Annotated in this window: 19 protein-coding genes and 2 pseudogenes; 11 read left to right on the top strand and 10 right to left on the bottom strand. The window is 74.1% G+C overall.

Annotated elements, in window-relative coordinates; translation table 11 throughout:
- Nucleotides 1-71: 71 nt before the first annotated feature.
- The 3 genes from ABD347_RS12915 (at nt 72) to ABD347_RS12905 (ending at nt 1,735) form a co-directional block, all read left to right on the top strand.
- Nucleotides 72-608 carry a SigE family RNA polymerase sigma factor gene (locus tag ABD347_RS12915; protein ID WP_344360840.1) on the top strand — a complete coding sequence of 179 codons (537 nt, stop codon included), beginning with the start codon at nt 72-74 and terminating at the stop codon, nt 606-608.
- Entirely contained in the window at nt 596-1,243 is a 648-nt protein-coding gene (locus ABD347_RS12910; protein ID WP_344360351.1) for a hypothetical protein, read from the top strand. The genes ABD347_RS12915 and ABD347_RS12910 overlap by 13 nt, the downstream gene beginning before the upstream one ends.
- Nucleotides 1,244-1,534: 291 nt before the next feature.
- Nucleotides 1,535-1,735 (top strand): hypothetical protein, encoded by a 201-nt coding sequence (locus ABD347_RS12905; RefSeq protein WP_189551108.1) that lies wholly within the window; start codon nt 1,535-1,537, stop codon nt 1,733-1,735.
- Between the two features lie 725 nt (nt 1,736-2,460).
- Here ABD347_RS12905 and ABD347_RS12900 read toward each other — a convergent pair.
- Nucleotides 2,461-3,510 (bottom strand): iron-containing redox enzyme family protein, encoded by a 1,050-nt coding sequence (locus ABD347_RS12900; protein WP_344360348.1) that lies wholly within the window; start codon nt 3,508-3,510, stop codon nt 2,461-2,463.
- On the bottom strand, nt 3,507-5,048 hold the full coding sequence (locus ABD347_RS12895) for an FAD-dependent oxidoreductase (RefSeq protein ID WP_344360347.1): 1,542 nt from the start codon (nt 5,046-5,048) through the stop codon (nt 3,507-3,509). Before ABD347_RS12895 ends, ABD347_RS12900 begins: the two co-directional genes overlap by 4 nt.
- Nucleotides 5,049-5,111: 63 nt before the next feature.
- On the opposite strand from ABD347_RS12895, the gene ABD347_RS12890 reads away from it, so the two are divergent.
- From ABD347_RS12890 to ABD347_RS12865, 6 genes are all read left to right on the top strand, one after another.
- On the top strand, nt 5,112-5,768 hold the full coding sequence (locus ABD347_RS12890; protein WP_344360345.1) for a HemK2/MTQ2 family protein methyltransferase: 657 nt from the start codon (nt 5,112-5,114) through the stop codon (nt 5,766-5,768).
- A complete protein-coding gene (locus tag ABD347_RS12885; protein WP_344360343.1) occupies nt 5,752-5,973 on the top strand; it encodes a CDGSH iron-sulfur domain-containing protein in 222 nt (73 codons plus the stop codon). The genes ABD347_RS12890 and ABD347_RS12885 overlap by 17 nt, the downstream gene beginning before the upstream one ends.
- A 28-nt stretch (nt 5,974-6,001) precedes the next feature.
- Nucleotides 6,002-6,247, top strand: a complete 246-nt coding sequence (locus ABD347_RS12880; RefSeq protein ID WP_344360341.1) for a DUF6480 family protein — start codon at nt 6,002-6,004, stop codon at nt 6,245-6,247.
- Between the two features lie 14 nt (nt 6,248-6,261).
- Entirely contained in the window at nt 6,262-6,678 is a 417-nt protein-coding gene (locus ABD347_RS12875; protein WP_344360340.1) for a CBS domain-containing protein, read from the top strand.
- A 639-nt stretch (nt 6,679-7,317) separates the two neighbouring features.
- Entirely contained in the window at nt 7,318-9,327 is a 2,010-nt protein-coding gene (locus tag ABD347_RS12870) for a serine/threonine-protein kinase (protein WP_344360338.1), read from the top strand.
- On the top strand, nt 9,324-10,868 hold the full coding sequence (locus ABD347_RS12865; RefSeq protein WP_344360337.1) for a phytoene desaturase family protein: 1,545 nt from the start codon (nt 9,324-9,326) through the stop codon (nt 10,866-10,868). The genes ABD347_RS12870 and ABD347_RS12865 overlap by 4 nt, the downstream gene beginning before the upstream one ends.
- Nucleotides 10,869-10,965: 97 nt before the next feature.
- Here ABD347_RS12865 and ABD347_RS12860 read toward each other — a convergent pair whose 3' ends face one another.
- The 5 genes and pseudogenes from ABD347_RS12860 to ABD347_RS12840 all read right to left on the bottom strand — a co-directional run bounded on the left by ABD347_RS12860 (nt 10,966) and on the right by ABD347_RS12840 (nt 15,406).
- Entirely contained in the window at nt 10,966-11,142 is a 177-nt protein-coding gene (locus ABD347_RS12860) for a hypothetical protein (protein ID WP_159028900.1), read from the bottom strand.
- A 349-nt stretch (nt 11,143-11,491) separates the two neighbouring features.
- Nucleotides 11,492-11,685 (bottom strand): annotated as a pseudogene (locus ABD347_RS12855) (antitoxin).
- A gap of 70 nt (nt 11,686-11,755) precedes the next feature.
- A complete protein-coding gene (locus tag ABD347_RS12850; protein ID WP_344360335.1) occupies nt 11,756-13,576 on the bottom strand; it encodes a serine hydrolase domain-containing protein in 1,821 nt (606 codons plus the stop codon).
- Between the two features lie 247 nt (nt 13,577-13,823).
- A pseudogene (locus ABD347_RS12845) lies at nt 13,824-14,044 on the bottom strand (penicillin acylase family protein); the annotation flags it as partial.
- A 252-nt stretch (nt 14,045-14,296) separates the two neighbouring features.
- Complete coding sequence (locus ABD347_RS12840) at nt 14,297-15,406, bottom strand: glutamate--cysteine ligase 2 (RefSeq protein ID WP_344360333.1); 1,110 nt, start codon at nt 15,404-15,406, stop codon at nt 14,297-14,299.
- 150 nt (nt 15,407-15,556) lie between these two features.
- Between ABD347_RS12840 and ABD347_RS12835 the strand changes: the two genes are divergently transcribed.
- Nucleotides 15,557-16,231 carry a restriction endonuclease gene (locus tag ABD347_RS12835; protein WP_344360332.1) on the top strand — a complete coding sequence of 225 codons (675 nt, stop codon included), beginning with the start codon at nt 15,557-15,559 and terminating at the stop codon, nt 16,229-16,231.
- A 43-nt stretch (nt 16,232-16,274) separates the two neighbouring features.
- Here the strand turns inward: ABD347_RS12835 and ABD347_RS12830 are convergent, their stop codons facing one another.
- Nucleotides 16,275-17,360, bottom strand: a complete 1,086-nt coding sequence (locus ABD347_RS12830) for a saccharopine dehydrogenase family protein (protein WP_344360330.1) — start codon at nt 17,358-17,360, stop codon at nt 16,275-16,277.
- Nucleotides 17,361-17,461: 101 nt separating this feature from the next.
- On the opposite strand from ABD347_RS12830, the gene ABD347_RS12825 reads away from it, so the two are divergent.
- Nucleotides 17,462-18,421: a helix-turn-helix domain-containing protein gene (locus ABD347_RS12825; RefSeq protein WP_344360328.1), complete on the top strand. Its 960-nt coding sequence runs from the start codon at nt 17,462-17,464 to the stop codon at nt 18,419-18,421.
- A 39-nt stretch (nt 18,422-18,460) separates the two neighbouring features.
- Here the strand turns inward: ABD347_RS12825 and paaK are convergent, their stop codons facing one another.
- Both paaK and ABD347_RS12815 read right to left on the bottom strand, forming a co-directional pair.
- Nucleotides 18,461-19,753, bottom strand: a complete 1,293-nt coding sequence (gene paaK / locus ABD347_RS12820) for a phenylacetate--CoA ligase PaaK (protein WP_344360326.1) — start codon at nt 19,751-19,753, stop codon at nt 18,461-18,463.
- A 355-nt stretch (nt 19,754-20,108) separates the two neighbouring features.
- On the bottom strand, nt 20,109-20,606 hold the full coding sequence (locus ABD347_RS12815) for a GNAT family N-acetyltransferase (RefSeq protein ID WP_344360324.1): 498 nt from the start codon (nt 20,604-20,606) through the stop codon (nt 20,109-20,111).
- Between the last annotated feature and the right edge of the window lie 57 nt (nt 20,607-20,663).

The raw sequence follows: 20,663 nt of genomic DNA, 5'->3' as shown, positions 1-20,663 counted from the left end.
GGCGATGGGGCCCGTACGGGCACATGACCATCAGCTACGCGGTGCGCGACGACGCGCGGGGAGGGGACGCCGTGGGGACATCCGCCGATGACGCCGCCACGGAGTTCCACGACTTCTTCGAGCGTCACTACGCCGAACTGGCCCGCCTGGCCCACCTGCTGACCGGTGAGGCGGACGCGGCCGACGACATCGCCGCCGACGCCCTGCTGGCCCTCTGGCACCGCTGGGACCGCGTCCGCGCCGCCGAACACCCCGCCGCCTACGCCCGCGGCGTGGTCGCCAACCTCGCCCGCAGCCGTATCCGCGGCGCCGTACGCGAACGCCGCCGCATCGCCCTCTTCTGGTCCCAGCACTCCCCGTACACCGACGGCCCCGACGTACCGTCCGTCGTCGACGTCCAAGGCGCCCTGCGCACCCTGCCGTTCCGCAAGCGCGCCTGCGTCGTGCTGCGTCACGCCTTCGACCTCTCCGAGCGGGACACGGCCCTCGCACTGGGCATCTCGGTCGGTACGGTGAAGAGCCAGACGTCCAAGGCCATGGCCCAGCTCGAGCGGCTGCTCGGCAACCGGGCGGCGACGCACCTCGTGGGGAAGACATGGACCAGCTGAAGCAGCGGCTGCGGGAAGCGGCGCACACGCACCAGCCCGACCGCGCCCGTATCCTCGCGCGCGTCGAGCGCGGTATGGCCGCGCCGGCCGCGGGCGGACGCCCGCACACTCCGGCACAGCGCACGTCCTGGATCCGGGTCGCGGGCGCCACCGCCGCCGTGGCCGCGGTGCTGGCCGCCGGGGGCTACACCGCCACCGCCGTGCTGGGAACCGACCGGCCGGACCATGGCGTCGCAGCACCGACCGCCGCCCCCCTCCGCGCCGGCGGGGCCGTCGACCCGCACAGCAACCGCTTCTGGGCCCAGAGCAACATCACGCTGACGGCCCCCCGGCCGCTCACCGCCCTCACCGTCGACCTGCGGGTCGCCCAGACCGGCGGTGTCGCGAGCACCGGTCACTGGCGCACTCCGCCGGCCGAGGACTTCGCCGTCTCCGTACGTGAGGACGAGGACGGCGCCCTCCACTACACCTGGAGGCTCAAGCCCGGCCGCAGCGTCCCGGCGGGCCAACACGTCTTCGCGGGGCAGTACAACCACGCCGAAGGCGCCCGCACCGCCCAAGGTGACCACTACACCGTCACCGCCACCGACGACGAGGGCGACCGGACCACGGTACGCGGCGGCTTCACCTCCTGACCGCGCCGGAGCTGCGCGCCGTCCTCGACCACGACACGTACGCCCGCGCCCACGCCGAGGGCCGTGACCTGACCGTGCGTGAGGCCGCCGCCCTCGTACGCTGACGGCCGTCACGGCTCCGCCGAGCGCCCCCGCGCCCCGGCGGGACGGGCCTCCGCCGGGGCGTCCTCGCGGGTCGGACGGGGGCACCGGTACGACCCCGCGCCGATCCGGCCGCCACCCGATCGGTGTAGAGGATGCGATCCGGGTACCCGGCGACGACAATGTCTGCAGGACGAGCAAGGAGGCGGCATGAACGCTGAGCCCGATTCGACCTCCAAGCGAGAGGGCGTCACGCCCGACAGGCTTCTGCACAGCGGCGCCGAAGGCGAATTCAACGCGGAAGACCTGGTGCTCGCTTCAGGACGTGACGTCAACCCGAAGAACCTGGCCTGGGCCGAGCGCAGGCTGGCCGAGAAGGGCAAGGCCGCCCTCGACGAACTCCTTCCCTGACCCGGCGACCCCACGGGCCACGCGACCGCCCCTCCGGCGCCGCGTGGCCCGGAAACCCGCGCGGGCGGCCCACCGCCCTGCGCCCCGGCCGGTGCGCCCCGCACCGGCCGACGCACGCCCGGCCGACGTGCCGGCGCCCAGCAGCCGACGGCCGGCCCAGCAGGCGAGCGGTCCGGGTCGCCCGGCCGGTGCCCGCGCCCGGCGTCCGCCCCGGCCCGGTGCGCGACGGCCGGGCCGCCGAAGCCGCCGCGTCCCGTCGTCCCCGCGCTCGGCCGGGCTCGCCCCTCGGGGTGGAACCGCTCGGTCCGTATGCACACGCCCGCGCCGCTGCTCGCCGACGCCGCACGGGGCCCGGCAGTGCCGTGTCCGGACCCGCCGGACCCGCCGACCCGCGCCCGAGAGCGCGGTCCCCTGAGCCGCGCGCCCCCTTGAGCCGCGCCGGTCGTCTCCCCGGCCCCGCCCGGTCGTGCCGACGGGTCCGGGGGACCTGCCCCCGGGTCATGAAGCCGCCCCGGCGGCCTGCGCGGCGAGCCGCGCCTCCTCGGCGTCCCGCCGGCGGCCCCGGGGGCGCCGGGCGCGCCGGGGCTCCCCGCCGCGACCGTGGGCGGACGCCGGCCACCGGGCGCCGCCGGAGCCACACGGCCCCGGCGGCGGACGCGCCGCGACCGAGCCCGCGGCGCGGACCGCCGTGCCGGGAGCCCGGGCCGCGACACCGGCCGGCGCCGCTACGTGGCCGGTGAGGGCTTCGGCGACGGGGGCGACCCGGCCGCCGCCAGCGGGCGCCGCAGGGAGGACCGGCCGTGGTCCCAGGCCGAGAGCACCCGGCCCTCCCAGCGCTCGTCCAGCCACACCGTCGCGCGGATGCCGAACGCCACGTCCGCCGCCAGCTCCGGCTCGCGGTCCAGCAGGTCGCCCAGGACGTCGCGCCGCATCACCTGTTCGTGGACGGCGTCCGCCTCGATGTGCTCCGTGAAGAACCGGACGCACCGCTCCTCGGCGCCCAGCCGCTCCAGCGCCTTGGCCATCCGCCTCGCACCCGGCGGCGACGTGATCTCGATGACCGCGAAGTTCCCCGCCCCCGCGCCCCGCAGCGACCGGTGGAGCCCGAACAGCGACATCACGTTCACCGTCGCGAGCGTGGTCGCCGGGGCCAGGTCCAGGTAACGGCCGTACGAGGCGTCCAGCCCGGCCCCCTCCATGAGGTCCGCGAACAGCCGGGCGTGCACCCGTTCCCCGCGTCCCGCGCCGAACTCGTCGTACGCCACCGCCACCAGTGAGGCCTTCGCCTGCCCCTCCAGCCGGGGGATCAGCCAGGCCTGCGGGTCGGACTCCTTGAGCTGGTACAGCGAGCGGTGCGCCAGGTACTCCCGCATCAGCTCCCAGGTGCCGTCCTCCACCAGCCGGTGCGACACCCCGTGCCCGTCCACCGGCTCGACCAGCAGCGGCTCCAGCGCCGCCGTGACGTCGTCGTCGCCCGGCACCGCCTCGCGCAGGGCCCCGAGGAACGCCTCCTCCATGGGGCGGCGCAGCGCGAGCAGCGCCGGGTCCCACTCCCGCTCGTCGGCGACCCCTTCCAGGGCGCGGTAATGGGGCTCGTAGGACAGGTACAGCGCCAGCTGGAGGTCCTCGCCCAGCGGGTCGGCGCCGGCCACGGTCACCTCGGGCGCCGCGCCACCCAGCAGCACCCGCCGGACAGCGGCAGACAGGGGGCCCCGCTCCTCCGGCAGGGGGGCGCCCTGCCGGGGAGCCCTGGTCGGGGGAGCCGTCGCCGTCACTCGTCCTCCTCGATGTCCATCTGCTCCAGCGGCCGCACCGCCGGGCCCTGCACCACCTTGCCGTCCACGTCGAACCGCGAACCGTGGCACGGGCACTCCCACGAGCGCTCCCCGTCGTTGAAGTGGACGATGCACCCCAGGTGGGTGCAGCGCGCCGACACCGCGTGCAGCCCGCCGGTCTCGTCCCGGTGCACCGCCAGCCGCCGCCCCCCGACCCGTACGACAGCGCCGCCGCCGGGCGGGATCTCGTCCGTCGAGTCGGCGTGCGCGCCCGGCACCCGGTCGCCGATGAAGTGCTTGGCCACCTGCGCCTGGAGCCGCAGCATGGCGGGCGCCTCGCGCACCGGGTGGAGCCGCACCGGGTCGTACAGGCTGGTCCAGGCGGGCTCGCGGCCGCGGATGCGGGACGCGATCAGGTCGCCGGCCATCACGCCGTTGCTCATGCCCCACCCGGCGAAACCGGTGGCCACGTACACGTGCCGGGACCCGGCGTGGAGCCGCCCCACGTACGGCACGTGGTCCGTCGTCACGTTGTCCTGCGTCGCCCAGCGGTGCGTCAGCTCCACGCCGTCGAAGTGTGCGCGCGCCCAGGAGGAGAGCTTCTCGTAGCGCTCGGCGACCTCGCCCTCGTCGGCGGTGCCGGGAGTGAACTTCTCGCCCGTGACGATCAGCATCCGCCGCCCGTCCTGGCCCAGCGGTGCCGTCCGCACCGAGCGCGTGTTCTCGTCCCAGGTCAGGAACATCCCGCCCGGGTCCTGCCCGTCCAGGAGCGGTCCGGCCACCACCAGTTCGCGCTTGGGCTCCAGCCGGGAGAACAGCAGCGCGCGGTCGAAGACCGGGTAGTGGGTGGCGACGACGACCTCGCGCGCCTTGACCGTGTGCCCGGCACTCGTGGTCAGCTCGCACGGCGAACCCTCGTGCAGCCGCGTCACCCGCGTCCGCTCGAAGATCCGCCCACCCAGCACCTCCAGGTCGGCCGCGAGGCCCAGCAGGTACTTGCGCGGGTGGAACTGCGCCTGGTCCTCCACCCTGACGGCGCCGACCACCGGGAACGGCAGGGGCGCGTCGGTCTCGTAGGAGGCGTCCAAACCCGCCTCCCGTGCCGCTTCCGCCTCCGCGCGCAGCTGGTCGGCCTTGGCCGGATCGATGGTGTACGTGTACGCGGGGAGCCGTTCCAGGTCGCAGTCGATGCCCAGCTCCTCGCTCACCTCCGCCACCCGGTCGATGGCGATCTGCTGCGAATGGGCGTACAGCCGGGCGGCCCGCCGACCGTGGATCTTGGCGATGTCCGCGTACACCATGCCGTGCAGGGCCGACAGCTTCGCCGTGGTGTGGCCGGTCACGCCCGACGCGACGCGGTCCGCCTCGAGCAGCACCACCTGGTGCCCGGCACGGGCCAGCTCCCACGCCGTACAGAGCCCGGCGATCCCGCCGCCCACCACGGCCACCTCCGTCTCGACGGGGCCGTCCAGGGCCGGACGGACTGGCCCGGGCGCGTACTCCATCCACAGCGAACCGGAACCGGACTCAAAACTCATCACGCACTCCTTACACACTGGTCACCAGCGTTTCCCCGGGGAAGATCGAGGTACCCGCTGTGCATGCGTCTACTCAGACCGCGCGGTGTGTACGCGCCCCAGGAGGACACGGAATTGCTCGCCCAGGCCGCCCGCAGTGAGCTGCGGACCCTGCGGGCACAGCCCCGTGTCGAGGTGCTCGACGTCGGAACCGGCACCGGCGCCCTGGCGCTGCTCGCCGCCGAGTGCGGAGCGGCACGGGTGACCGCCGTCGACATCTCCTGGCGGGCCGTACTCGCCGCGCGTTACAACGCCTGGCGGCACGGGCTGCCGGTCGTCGTCCGGCACGGCGACCTGACCGGCCCCGTCACCGGCCGCCGCTTCGACCTGATCCTGTCGAACCCGCCGTACGTACTGTCCCCGCGCCCGGCGCGCGGGGCGGACCGCACCTGGAACGCGGGGACGGACGGCCGCCAGGTCATCGACCGGCTCTGTGCGCGGGCACCCGACCTGCTGCGGGAGTCCGGGGTCCTGCTGCTGGTGCAGTCCGCGCTGGCCGGCGTGGACGAGACACTCGACAGGCTGCGCGACGGGGGCCTCACGGCGCGCGTCGAACTGCGCACCACCATCCCCTTCGGGCCGGTGATGGCCCAGCACGCCGAGTGGCTGGAGCAGCGCGGGCTCATCGACCCGGAGGAGCGGAAGGAAGACCTGGTGGTGATCCGTGCGCGACGAGACTGAATCCACCACCGAGCGCACCGCCGAACGGGTGGTGATCGACCCGGAGGGGCCCCTCCTGATGGAGGGGCCCGTCGAGATACGGCTGCCGGACGGTACGACGGCGCACTCCGACCGCTTCATGGTCGCGGTGTGCACCTGCCGCCGCAGCCGCCGCTACCCGTGGTGCGACACCAGCCACCGCCGCCGGACCCGGGAGGAGGATTGAAAGCCCCCGGCCTGCGCACTCGTACGGCATGACCCACCCGAACCCCACCCCGAATCCGGACCCCGATCCGGACCGCACCCCGGGCCTCGACGCCGGTGGCGGCGTCCCGCCGGGTGAGACGCCGCCCGCGGAGTCGAGCATGCCGGGGGCGGGGCCGCAGGAGACGCACAACCCGACGACCGGCTGGGCGAAGGCACCGCTGGCGCTGATCCTGCTGGTCGTGGTGCTCGTGGCGGCGCTGTTCGCCGCGATGGCACTGGTGATCGCACTCTGAAGGGAGCGTGAGGCATGACAACCGTACGTCAGCTGATGACCAAGGGCGTCGACTGCGTCGGTGAGGGTGACACCGTCCTTCAGGCGGCCGAGATGATGAAGCAGCTCGGGGTCGGCGCGATGCCGATCTGCGGCTCCGACGACAAGCTCAAGGGCATGCTGACCGACCGCGACATCGTGGTGAAGGCGCTCGGCGCCGGGAAGGACCCGGCGAGAACGACGGCCGGCGAACTCGCCCAGGGCACAGTCGTGTACGTGGACGCCGACGACGACGCGCAGATGGTGCTCCGCAAGATGTCCGAGCACAAGGTGCGCAGACTGCCGGTGATCGACGACCACCGCCTGGTCGGCATGGTCGCCCAGGCCGACGTCGCCCGCGCGCTGCCCGACCCCCAGGTCGGTGACCTTCTGGAAGCCCTCTCCACCGACTGACCCCCCTTCCATCCGGCCCGCCACCGCACCGCGCACGCGTCGCACGGTGCGGTGGCGAGCCACGTCCCGGCGGACACGGACGGCACGCGGCGGACCGCCCCACCTTTTTGTGCCCGTTCCGCACAGCGCCGTGTCACCCTCGCCGCGCCCGGCACGACATGCGGTGCGTGGCCGCCAATCCCCGGTGCGCCGCCCCGGAACACCCCTCGGCGACGCCCAGGCCGACCGCTCCGTCGAGGAACACCCCGTCAGCGCCGCCCGGCCCGTCGGCCTGGACCCGGCCCGCGGGCCGGCCCCGGTCACTGGACCGGAGGCGTACGGCGAGGGCGTACGCACCGACCTCGCCGCCACCGCCGCCGCCCGCACCGTGGACGCCTTCCCACGCCGGCCACCGGTCCCCGCCGTGCCGGCCGCGCCGAGCCGCCGCACGTTCACGCACCCGCTGCGCTGTTTCCCCTCCCGCATCTCCCGGCAACTCACGTCGCAGCACCTCCTCCAGGTCGTGGCCGGAGTGGGCCCGACACCCGTCCGGCCCCGTGCGGACTCCGCGAGCGGGCCGCCATACTGGACGGGCCGGGGAGGGCGTAACAGGGGGCGACGGGCGGATCGACGGGGACTCGACGGGGGCGATGGCACGCGATGGGGGAGACCAGGCTGCTCCAGGGGCGGTACCGGCTGGAGAAGGTGATCGGACGCGGCGGAATGGGCGAAGTGTGGCGCGCCACCGACGAGGCACTCGGCCGCCGGGTGGCGGTCAAGTGCCTCAAGCCGCTGGGACCGCAGCAGGACCGGGACCTGGTCACCGCGCTGCGCGAGCGGTTCCGCCGCGAGGCGCGCGTCGCGGCCGCGCTCCAGCACCGCGGCGTCACCGTCGTCCATGACTTCGGGGAGTCCGACGGCCTGCTCTACCTGGTCATGGAACTCCTCGAGGGCCGCAACCTCAGCCAGCTCCTGGAGGACAACGAGCAGCATCCGCTGCCCGTCCACGTCGTCGTCGACATCGCCGAACAGGTGGCCGACGCGCTCGCCCACACCCACCGCCAGGGCATCGTCCACCGGGACCTCAAGCCCGCCAACATCATGCGGCTGGACGACGGCACGGTGAAGATCTGCGACTTCGGGATCGCCCGGATCGGCGCGGACGTCGGCTTCACCGCCCGTCTCACCGGCACCGGCATCGCCATGGGCACCCCGCACTACATGTCGCCCGAGCAGATCAGCGGCGACCACGTCGACCACCGCAGCGACCTGTACTCCCTGGGCTGCGTCCTGTATGAGATCGCCACCGGCGTCCCGCCCTTCGACCTGGACGACGCCTGGGCGGTACTCGTGGGCCACCGCGACACCCCGCCCGAACCCCTGCGCAACCACCGGGCGGAACTCCCCGAGTTCTTCGAGCGGGCCGTCCTCGACCTGCTCGCCAAGACACCCGACGGCCGCCCCACCGACGCCGCCGACCTCCGCCGCCGCATCACCGCCGCCCACCCGGCCCGGACCGCGGTGCTCCACGCCCCCTTCCCGCCCGCCCCCACCCACCCGCGCGCCCCCCACCTGCCGTCCTGGACCCGGGGCATGAGCACCGGGCACAAGGCGGTCGGCACCACCCTGCTCCACGCCGCCCCGCCGCCCGACCCGTCGGCCGGCCTCACCGGGAGGTGGACCACCTCCACCGACCCGCGCGGCACCGTCCGCCCGGCTCCCGGGCGCGTCGGGGACCGCGTGCCGCCCCGGACGCTCGACCACCTGGCGGGCCGGCACAGCGCGGGGCTCAGCCTCGGCCGCCTCGGCCGCTGGGAGAAGGCGGGGGAGGTGCACCGAGCGGTCGCCGCCGAGCGGGAGCACGCCCTGGGCCCCGACCACCCCGACACCCTCACCAGCCGGTACGAGGCCGGGTTCGCGCTCAGCAGGACCGGCCGGGACGCCGACGCGCTGCGCGAGTTCGGCCGCGTCGCCGAGGGCCGGGACCGGGTGCTCGGACCCGACCACCCCGACACCCTCACGGCCCGTCAGGAGATGGCGTACGCCCTGGGCCGGCTCGGGCGCCATGCCGAGGCGCACCAGGTGTACACCTCGGTCCTCGACGCCCGCACCCGCACCATGGGCGCCGACCACCCCGACACGCTGCGCTGCCGTCACCACCTGGCGTTCAACCTCGGCAGGCTCGGGCGCCCGGAGGAGGCGTACCGGACGGCGTACGAGGTGGCCGCCGCCCGCGCCCGCCTGCTGGGGCCCGAGCATCCCGACACCCTGCTCACGCGGTACGAGGTGGCGTACACGCTCGGGCGGCTGGGGCGCTGGACCGAGGCGCTGCGCACCTACCGGGAGGTCGCCTCGGTCCGCGCCCGCGCCCTGGGCCCGGACCACCCCGACACCCTCGCCGCCCGCCACGGGGTGGGGACCAGCCTCGGCCGGCTCGGGCTCTGGGCGGAGGCGCTCCTCACCCACCAGCGGGTCGCCGAGGCCCGGGACCGGGTGCTCGGCGCCGCCCACCCGGACGCCCTGGCCAGCCGCGACGAAGAGGCGCACTGCCTGCGGCGGCTGGGACGGCGCACCGAGGCCGTCGAGCTGTACCGGAGGGTGGCCGAACTGCGCGGCCGGGGCGGCGGGCACTGGAGGACCGGCGCGGACGCGTGTTACGAAGGGCCATGACCGTACAGCGCTCGTACGACGCCGTCATCGTCGGCGGCGGCCACAACGGACTGGTGGCCGCCGCCTACCTCGCCCGGGCCGGGCGCTCCGTCCTCGTGCTCGAACGCCTGCCCGGCACCGGTGGGGCCGCCGTCTCGACCCGGCCCTTCCCCGGGGTGGACGCCCGGCTGTCCCGTTACTCCTACCTGGTGTCCCTGCTGCCGCCCACGATCGTGCGCGACCTGGGCCTGCGGTTCGCCGTCGCCCGGCGCACCGTCTCCTCGTACACCCCGGCCGAGCGCCGGGGCCGGGCCGCCGGCCTGCTGGTGGGCGGTGAGGGCACCCGGGAGTCGTTCGCCGCGCTCACGGGCTCGGACGCCGAGTACACGGCCTGGCAGCGGTTCTACGCCATGACCGGGCGCGTCGCCGAGCGCGTGTTCCCCACCCTCACCGCACCGCTGCCCACCCGTGAGGACCTGCGGGCCCGCGTCGCGGACGACGACGCCTGGCGGATGCTCTTCGAGGAACCCGTCGGCGTCGCGATCGAGGAGCACTTCGACGACGACCTGCTCCGCGGCGTGGTGCTCACCGACGCGCTGATCGGTACGTTCGCCGACGCCCATGATCCTTCCCTGGTACAGAACCGCTGTTTCCTGTACCACGTGATCGGTGGCGGGACGGGGGAGTGGAACGTGCCGGTCGGCGGCATGGGCGCCCTCACCGGCGCCCTGGCGCACGCGGCGCGCTCAGCCGGCGCCGACCTGCGCACCGGCCATGAAGCGGTACGGATCCGGACGGACGGCCGGGACGCCGAGGTCGCCTTCCGCACCGAGGACGGGGAGGGCGCGGTCGCGGCCCGGCACGTCCTCGTCGGCGCCTCGCCGCACGTCCTGGCCGCCCTTCTGGGGGAACCGGCCCCACCGGCCGCCGAGGGTTCCCAGCTGAAGGTCAACATGCTGCTGAAGCGGCTGCCCCGGCTGCGGGACCGCTCCGTCGACCCGCGCGACGCGTTCGCCGGAACGTTCCACGTCGCCGAGGGGTACGCGCAGTTGGCGCACGCCTACCGCGAGGCGGCGGCGGGCCGGCCACCGAGCGCGCCGCCCTCCGAGATCTACTGCCACTCGCTGAGCGATCCGTCGATCCTCGGCCCCGACCTGGTGGCCCGTGGTCACCAGACGCTGACGCTCTTCGGTCTGCACGCCCCGGCCCGGCTCTTCGCCGCCGACAACGAAGCCGCCCGCGCCGCGCTCCTGGAGGCCACCGTCGCCGAACTCGACGCCCACCTGGAGGAACCGCTCGCCGACTGCCTCGCCACCGACGCGGACGGCCGGCCCTGCATCGAGGCCAGGACCCCGCTCGACCTGGAGCGGGACCTCCGGCTGCCGGGCGGTCACATCTTCCACGGCGACCTCGCCTGGCCGTACGCCACCGACGACACCGGCCGGTGGGGCGTGGAGACGGCCCACGCCAACGTGCTGCTCTGCGGGGCGGGCGCGGTGCGGGGCGGCGGCGTCAGCGGCATCCCCGGCCACAACGCGGCCATGGCGGTGCTGGGCCGCTGAAGCCCGGACGCGGACGCGGAGCCGGGCCCGGACCCGGGCCCGGGCCCGGACACACGGATGGGCGCCACAAGGGCGCCCATCCGTGTGTCGTTCGTGATCAGCCGACGTCCCAGCAGGTGGCGTCGAAGTGCTTGACCTTGACGTCGCCGGCCTTGACGTGACCGCCGGACCCCCAGCAGCCTTCAACGTCCGAGCCGTGGGCGGCGGCGGGGGCCGCGGCCATGAAGCCGACCGCGAGCAGACCGGCCAGAACGAGCGAGATGCGCCGAAGCATGAGTTTCTCCTTCGAGTTGGGGACTCGACACGACTGTTCATCAGCTGCCGCTCCACCGCACGTCGAGGCGCGCGGGCGGGTGGTGGCGAGCCTTCCCCACGGCGCGTCGCGGACATCGAGGTGGCGGGACCGCCGCCCGAGACGGCGCGGCTGTGCGAGGTGGCGGAACCGTGGAGGTGCGAGCGCCCGAGGTGGCGGAACCGTGGTGGCGCGACCGCCCGAGGTGGCGCGGCGGCCTCGTCCCCGGCCCGCTCCGCACGGCCATGCCGCCGCCCCGCGCCCGGACACGGCGCGTCCCCGGTGGTCGTGGGGACACGACCACCGGGGACGGACGGGATGCGGGCGCGGCTCAGGTCCGGGTCGGCGGATCCTGGTCGGGGTCGCTGCCGAAACGGTCCCTCAGCTTGTCCTGCGCGGTTCGACCTGACCGCTGTACTTGCCCCGGGTCTTCCTGTCGACGAGGTCACCGCCCCTGTCGATCCCTTCGCCGGCCTTGTCCTCGTGGCCCTTGAGCATCTGCTTGAGCTTGTCCATCACGGACATAGGGTCGTCCTCTCGCCGAGTCGGTTTCGCCCGCCCGTGTGACACCCGCATCCTCGGGCAGGCCGGCCCGTCAGTCCGCCGAGGCGGCCCACCCGCGCGCCTCGACGAGTGACCCGTCCGCCGGCCGGGCCTCGTCGAACAGGGTCCTGGCGCCGTCCTGCACCCGGATGTCGTCCACGTACACGCCACGGCCGACGTACAGCCGGTCCGTCACATACCGCCAGCGCAGCCGGACAGGGGTGTGCCGCCACGCGGACAGGTCGGCCTCCAGCCGGTGCCACGACCGGCCCGACCACCCGCTGACCGTCCCGGCCGGGTGCGGCCTGGGCGCTTCCCCGTGACGCGCGGTCACGAACGGCAGCGGCCGCCACGTCACGCCCGCGTCACCGGACGCCTCCAGGAACAGGCCGTCCGACCCCGGCTCCGTGTCCCACCACACCGAGCAGCGCAGCCGCGGGCGCGGCGAGGTGGGTGTCAGGTCCGGCAGGGTGAGCGTGGCGGCCGTACTCGACGCCATGCCCGCGTACCAGGCGGTGCGGCCCCGCGCCGGGCGTACGGGAACGGCACGGGCCAGGTTGTTGGCGGCGGCCACCCGCGGTGCGGAGCCGGAGCGCCAGCTCCGGACCGGATGGACCGAGTTGCCGAGGACCACCAGGAAGGAGTCGGTGGTGGGATCGATCACCAGGCTGGTACCGGTGAAGCCGGTGTGCCCCGCGGTGTGCGGGGTGGCCATGGCGCCCATGTACCAGTGCTGGTACAGCTCGAAGCCCAGACCGTGCTCGTCACCGGGGAAGGCGGTGTTGAAGTCGGTGAACAGCAGGCGCACCGACTTCGGTTCCAGGATCCGGGCGTGCCCGTAGACGCCACCGTTCAGCAGCGTGCGGGCGAGGACGGCGAGGTCCCAGGCGCAGGAGAAGACCCCGGCATGGCCGGCGACGCCACCGAAGGCGTACGCGTTCTCGTCGTGGACCTCGCCCCACACCAGGCCGCGGTCGAGGCCCGACCACGGGGGCCGGGCGTCCTCGGTGGCGGCGATCTTCGGTCTCCAGGAGGCGGGAGGGTTGAAACGTGTGCGGTGCATCCCCAGCGGAGCGGTGATCTCGTTCCGGAGCAGGGCGTCCAGGGAGCGACCGGTGATCTCTTCCAGGATCAACTGCAACGTGATCAGGTTGAGGTCGGAGTAGAGATAGCGGGTGCCGGGCGGGTGAGCCGGTGCCTCCCGCCACAGCAGTCGCAGCTTCCCCTCCCGTGTCGGCTCCTCGTACAGCGGGATCCACGCACGCAGACCGGAGGTGTGCGTGAGCAACTGGCGGACTGTGATGCCCTGCTTGCCGCCGCCGCCGAACTCCGGCAGGTACGCCGTGACCCTCTCCTCCAGTTCCACGGCCCCACGCTCGATCTGCTGCACGGCCAGGATCGAGGTGAACAGCTTCGAGACCGACGCCAGGTCGAACACCGTGTCGTCGGCCATCGCGATCCGCCGCTCCGGCGGCAGCTCCACGCCCGTGTCGGTCCGCTCGTCGTACGCCGCGTAGCGCACGGCGTGGCCGATCGCCCGGTGCAGCGCCACCGTCGCCCCCCGCCCCGCCAGCAGTACCGCCCCGGCGTACCACGGGTGCTCGGGGGAGGGGCCCAGGAACCGTTCGGCGTCGGCCACCAGCCGGTCCAGGTGCTCGGACAGCAGTCCGGCCCGCTCGGCGGAGCCCAACCGCAGGGTCGGCCGCCCCCCGCCCGCCGTGGTGCCGACGGCAGCCGCCGCGGCCCCTGGCACAGAACCGATCACCAGCGCACCTCCCAGGGCCAGCACCCCGCCGCCGAACCGGCGACGGTTCATCCCCTCCGTCAGTCCCACCACGCTCCCCTCCCCGCAGCGCTCCCTCGACCACTCCATCGGAAGCTCCTCGCACCGGAAGCTTCGAAGCCGGCTGCACCGTCCCGAAAAAATCCTTCGGCACCACACACACCAGGTGAAACTTTCTTACCGGCCGTCGGCGACGTCAAGAACCGGCCGCCCGCGACGAAGTACGGCACCGGCCGGGCCAAGGCGGTCGTCGGTGCCGTCACCGCCCTCGGCCAGGCCCCGGCATGTGCGGACCTGCTTACGGTGACGAGCCGTCGGCGGGCGGGCGCACCTAGCCGGCGGCCTGCGCCGACCCGGTACCGAAGCCGAGGTCCGCGTGGTCCTTGGCCACGATGTGAGGGACGCCGTACCCGGTGGACCGGATCACGGCGGACGGGCCGCCGCCGGAAGGACCGGGGCGCGCGTCTGCGGTGGGGCGGAAGCGGCGGTGCCGACCGCGGTCGCGAGCGCGACGGCGGCCGGCACCAGATGTCTTCTCGGGCGGGACGGGCAGGACAGGCGGGACAGGAGGGTCAGGCGGGCCGGGTGAGGAAGAGGAACGTGCCTCCCAACGGGACGAAGACGGACGCCTCTTGGCCCACGCGCCCGCCCGGGCGCCCGCCCTGTCGCCACCCCACCCGCGCCGCCCCGCCCGCCAGCGTCGCGCGCGTCCGCCCGCGTCGCCCACACGCCCGCCCGCGCCCTCGGCCGGCGCTGTGTCCGTCCGCCCACGTCGTCAGCGAGTCCGCCCCGCCTCGCCCGGCCGACCCGTCAGCCCCGGGTGAGCCTCACGCACTCGGCGACCACCTCGCGCAGGCTACCGGTCCGCCGCAGCAGCTCCCGCTGGATCCGCGAGCCGTTTCCGGTCTTCAGCAGCCCGGCGAGCGCCTCCTGCGCGGGGACCACGTCACCGCTGTCCTCCAGCGCGTCCCGGACGTGGTCGAACAGCGCCCGCACCACCGCCTCGGCCGGCGCGGGCCGCATCGTCACCGGATGGACCAGCTGGTCCTCCAGCCCCGACCGCGCCGCCCGCCAGGCGGCCAGCCGCAGCAGCGCCACGCCGTGCCGCGTCGGCGGCTCACCGTCCCGCCACTGCCGCGCGGCCGTCTCCACCAGGGCGCGCACCAGCGTCGCCAGCAGCACCGTGGTCGACGGGTCGAGACAGACGTCCGCCACCCGGATCTCCACGGTCGGGTAGGAGTGGGACAGCCGGGCGTCGAAGTAGATCATGCCCTCGTCCCGCAGCACCCCGCTGGCCACCATGTCGGCGACCTGCTCGTGGTAGCGGTCGGCGGAGCCGAAGATCTCCACCGGGCCGGCCGACGGCCAGCGCCCCCACACCCGGTTGCGGTAGCTGGCGTACCCGCTCTCCTCACCCTGCCAGAACGGTGAGTTCGTACTCATGGCCAGCAGCACCGGCAACCACGGCCGGATACGGTCCAGGACCGCCACACCTTCCTCGTCCGACTCCACCGACACATGCACGTGACAGCCGCACGTCAGCTGCTCCTGCGCGGTGAGACCGAAGTGCTCCTTCAGCCACTGGTGGCGCTCGCCCGTGCCGATGGTGGGGGAGACCGGGAGCGGTGAGGTCGCGAGAGCGGCGACGGACGCGTTCAGTCCCTCGGCATGGCGCGCGGCCTCCGCCCGCCACCGCCGGATCTCATCTCCCAGGTCACCCATGTCGGTCTGCGGGCGCGTCGCGAACTCCAGCTGCTGGCGCTGCAGTTCGCTCTCGAACACCTCGTCGTTGCCCTCCGGGTCCCGGGCCGCGGCCGCCAGGACGGCCGTCGACAAGGCCCTCGGCTCCCCGGTCCGGCTGTCCACCAGAAGGAGCTCCTCCTCGACACCCACACTGCGCACCATCATCCTGCCTCTCATACGGAATGACCGTCGTCTGCCCCCGATCCGAACCCTCACGCATCGGCCGCACACCCGCCCCGACCTGGACCGGGGTGCGGGAACGCCCGGACGGGGCATACGGGCAGAACAAGATCGTCCGCGTACGAGAGACGAGAAGGGAGCCCGCTGATGGCGATACCCGTCCGCAGGCCACGCACCGACCGCCCCGCCCGCCGCGCGGGTTTCAGCCTGCGTGAGACCACGCTGGGCTTCGGTCTGGTCGCCATCTTCCTGTGCGGGGCGGGGGCGATGGCGCGGGCGGCCGTCGGTGACTCCGCCGACGTGCCCGCCGCCGTACTGGCCGTCGCGGGGACCCTGGTCGTCGCCTCCGCCCTGGTCCGCGCCGCCCGCCTGCGCCGCGTCGCCGCCGCGCCGCCCGCACGGCCGGCGGTACAGGTGGACTACGCGGCCCTGGACGCGGACGCCTTCGAACAGGCCGTCGCGGACCTGTGCGTACGGGACGGCTGCCTGGACGTCGAGGTCGTGGGCGGCGCGGGGGACCTGGGCGCGGACGTGGTGGCCACCGCGCCCGACGGGCGGCGCGTCGTCATCCAGTGCAAGGCGTACGGACCCGACAACAAGGTCGGCTCCCAGGACGTCCAGCGTTTCGGCGGCACCTGCTTCGCCGTGCACGAGGCCCACGTCGCCGCCGTCGTGACCACCAGCGAGTTCACCGAGCCGGCCGCGGAGTACGCCGTCCAGTGCGGCATCCTCTGCGTCGACCGGCAGGACCTCGACGACTGGACGGACGGCACCGCCCCGGCGCCCTGGCTCCGGGCGCCCCTCCAGGAGGCCGGGAGCTGAGCCGCCGCCGTCGCGGCCAGGGCGCGCAGCGCCCCGTAGTGCCTCAGCCGGCCGCGGGCCGCACCGCCGCCCCTGCCGGCGGCTCCTCGCCGGACGCCGGCTCGACCAGCTCGAACGACAGGCGCGGCGAGAGCGAGCGCAGGAAGCCGGACGCGTCGAGCAGTTCCCCCGCTGTCGCCGCCCCCGTCCGCGTGACCCGGCCCGCCAGCACCTGAGCGACCGCGCCCACGGCGAGCGGCGCGCTGATCGCGTAGATGTCCCGGCCGCGGGCCACGGCACGGCGCCGATCGGTGCCTCGGCGCACGACGACGTCGACGAGGAACCTCTGGTCGGAGCGCCCCAGTTCGTCGACCGGCACCGGCGGCGCGGCGTCCGGGGCCAGCAGGTCCTTGACGGCTTCCACCGTCATGCACGTGCGGATCTCCGGGGCGTGAAGGTGACGCGGCACGGTCACGCTGTCGGCGGTGGTGAACTCCTCCAGCACGGACCGCTCGCCGACCGGTGCCGGGAAGGACCAGCGGCCGGTGGGCGCCTGGTCGGTACGCAGCTCCAGACGCCCGCCCCTGAAGACCGGACGCCGGTTGTCACGCCGTCGCCGGGAGACCTCCCCCGACTTCAGGGTCCCGGCCGTGGGATGCCAGCTGCTGAGCGCGTAGGCGAGGAACACCTCGTCGGCGCGCTTCCACGGGCCCATCGCCGCGGTGGTCAGCAGATCGCCCAGTCCACCGTAGAACGCCATCGCGGGTGCGACCAGGACACCTGCCGCACGGGCCGGTGCGTCGAACCGCGCCAACGTGTCGGCCACCGCCTCCACCTCCGCCGCGACGTCGACATAGGTGATCCGTGCCCGCAGGGCCGCCTCGACCACCGGCGCGGCCGTCATGGCGAACGGCCCGGCGCAGTTGATCACGGCTGCCGCGCCGGACAGCGCGGCGTCGAGCGATCCCGCGTCGTCCACCGACGCCACCCGCGCCTCCACGCCCCGGAGCGACTCCGCGAGCGCACGGAGCCTGCCGGCGTCCCGCCCGCAGAGGACGGGGGTCAGCCCCCGCTCGAGCAGCTCCGCCACCACGAAGCGCCCGGTGTGCCCGTAGGCACCGAAGACCGCGACCGCCTGGGCCGATCCCATGGTGTTCCCCTGTCTCGTAAGTGATCCACTGCCGCCATCCTGATTCGCGCCGGCCGCCCGCCGACAGTGGCGGCAACGCCACCACCCGTACACTTTCCGACATGAGAACCGTCGCGCTGGCCGTCACGGCCGGCGTTCCGCACTTCGAGCTCGCCGCCGCCTGCGACGTCTTCGGCGTCGACCGCTGCGACCTCGCCGATCCCTGGTACGACTTCAGCGTCTGCGGCCCGGCCACCGTCCCGGTCGGAGGACGGTTCCTTTTGGAACCCGACCACGGCCTCGACCGCCTCGTACAGGCCCATACGGTGATCGTCCCGGCGTGCCCCGACCCCGACGCGGCCCCGCCCGCCGACCTGGTCGACGCCGTACGAGCCGCACACGAGGCGGGCGCCCGAGTGGCGTCGCTGTGCACCGGCGCGTTCGTACTGGCCGCCGCCGGCCTGCTGGACGGCCGCCGAGCCACCACCCACTGGCTGCACGCCGACGCGCTGGCCACCAGGTACCCCCGCGTCCGGGTCGACCCGGACGTCCTCTACGTCGACGACGACCGGGTGCTCACCTCCGCCGGCAAGGCCGCCGCCATGGACCTGTGCCTGCACCTGGTCCGCCTCGACCACGGCTCGGCCGTCGCCAACCAGGTCGCCCGCCGCCTGGTCGTCCCGCCCCACCGGGCGGGCGGACAGGCCCAGTTCGTCACCACCCCGCTGCCCGAACCACGCGACCACCCGCTCGCCGACCTGCTGTCCTGGGTGATGCAGCGCCTCGACCAGCCCCTCACCGTGGAGCAGCTGGCCCGCCGGGCGAACATGAGCTCCCGCAGCCTGGCCCGCCACTTCACCGCCACCACCGGTACGACCCCGCTGCGCTGGCTGCTCACCCAGCGCGTCCACCGCGCCCAGGAACTCCTCGAGACCACCGACGACACCGTCGACGCGATCGCCGCGGCCACCGGCATGGGCACCGCCACCACGCTTCGCCGGCACTTCCACCGCAGCGTGGGCGTGCCGCCGGACGCCTACCGGCGTACCTTCCGCAACACCCGGACCGCGCACGCCGGCTGACGGGTACGAGGGCCGGAGCGCCGAGCCCGCCCGGGCGACTCACGCGGAGTCCCGAAGGTCCACTATCCGCTTGATCTTCCCCACCGACCGCTCCAGCGTCTCCGGGTCGACCACCTCCACCCCGACGGACACCCCGATGCCGTCCTTGACGGCCGCGGCGACCATCCGCGCCGCCTCCGCGCGCTCGTCAGAGGTGGCGTCCGCCCGGGCCTCGGCGCGCACGGTGAGCGCGTCCAGGCGCCCGTCCCTGGTGAGCCTGAGCTGGAAGTGCGGGGCGAGTCCCGGCGTACGGAGCACGATCTCCTCGATCTGGGTGGGGAAGAGGTTGACGCCGCGCAGGATCACCATGTCGTCGCTGCGCCCCGTGACCTTCTCCATCCGCCGGAACGCCGGCCTCGCCGTTCCCGGCAGCAGTCGTGTGAGGTCACGTGTCCGGTACCGGACGACCGGCATGGCCTCCTTGGTGAGCGAGGTGAACACCAGCTCGCCCTGCTCGCCGTCGGGCAGCACCTCACCCGTGAGCGGGTCCACGACCTCCGGGTAGAAGTGGTCCTCCCAGATGTGGAGCCCGTCCTTCGTCTCGACGCACTCCTGGGCGACGCCCGGGCCCATCACCTCCGACAGGCCGTAGATGTCGACTGCGTCGATGGCGAACCGCTCCTCCATCTCCCGCCGCATCTCCTCCGTCCACGGCTCCGCACCGAAGATGCCGACCTTCAGGGAGGTGGAACGCGGATCGACGCCCTGCCGCTCGAACTCGTCGAGCAACGTCAACATGTACGACGGCGTCACCATGATGATCTCGGGCCGGAAGTCCTGGATCAGTCGCACCTGCCGTGCCGTCATCCCCCCGGAGGCCGGCACGACGGTGCAACCGAGCCGCTCGGCGCCGTAGTGTGCTCCGAGGCCGCCGGTGAACAGTCCGTACCCGTACGCGATGTGCACCGTGTGCCCGGGCCGGCCCCCGGCCGCGCGGATCGACCTCGCGACCACGTCCGCCCAGGTTTCCAGATCGTGGTCGGTGTACCCGACGACGGTGGGCAGACCGGTCGTGCCACTGGACGCGTGCACCCGCCGTACCCGCGACCGGTCGACCGCGAACATCCCGAAGGGGTAGTTGTCGCGCAGGTCCGCCTTGACGGTGTACGGGAAGCGGGCCAGATCGGCGAGCGTACGGCAGTCCTCGGGGCGCAACCCGGCCTTGTCGAAGGCCTGCCGGTAGAAGCCCACGTTCTCGTACGCGTGGCGCAGGGTGGCCCGCAGCCTCTCCAACTGGAGCGCCGCCAGCCGGGTATGGTCCATGCCCTCCCCGGCGTCGAGAGAATCCGTCATCCGCCGCACACTCCTTCTCCCGTGTGTCCCATCGAAAGGGACGACCGATCATTCGGTCGATCGTCGGGATCAGTAATCCAAGCCGGCGCCGCGACCGCAAGGGCCGTGCGGACATTTTCGCGTTGCGGATCTCGGGGGCGGCTGTGAGGAGCTCGGCCGTGTCCGCCTTCGGCTCGTACGACGGGGCCGAGCCCGCCTACCGTGTCCGGGGTCGCGGGCGAACCGCCCGTCCACCTGCCCGGCTGCCCGGCTGCCCGACCTGAGCCTTCCGCCCACCCCTGCGGCCACCGCCACCCGGCCCTGCCGGCCCCGCGCGGCACCGGCGACTCCGGAGCGGCGCCCGGGGCCGGGACGCCTATGGGCTGACCGCGATGACGAGTTCTGGGCGGTCCCACATCACGGCCGGCGGGTTGGCGTACACCGTGCCGATCCGCCGCGCGCCCACACTGCGGTAGAAACCCTCGGCGGGCGGGTGGGAGACGACCCGGACCGAGCTCACCCCGGCCGCCCGTGCCCGCTCCGCCATGTGCCCTACGAGCCGGCGGCCCACACCGAGCCCCTGGGCGGCGTCGGCGACGAACATGAGGTCCAGCTCCGGCGGGGTCAGGACGAGCGCGTAGAAACCCAGCACCCGTTCGTCCGCGCCGACGGCTAGATGGACCTCATGCGCGTCGATGTAGTCGGGGCCGACCCGGTACCCCGCCACCATCGGTGCGTACGGGCCTTCGTACGCCCGCGAGTTCCGTACCAGCGAGGTCAGCCGCTTCGCGTCCCGGGCCGTCGCCCGCCTGATCCGGACCGGCTGGCCGTCCGGTCGACCGGCGATGCCATGCCCTGTCATACGCGAAGTCATGGAGCGAGTATTACCTCTCCCCGGTGTTCCGCGGTAGCGGCCCAGGTCAGGAACGGC

It is taken from the genome of Streptomyces gobitricini, from assembly GCF_039532985.1.
GTDB lineage: Bacteria > Actinomycetota > Actinomycetes > Streptomycetales > Streptomycetaceae > Streptomyces > Streptomyces gobitricini.
The sequence above is the reverse complement of the archived record's forward strand: the minus strand, read 5'-3'. Positions and strand labels throughout refer to the sequence as shown.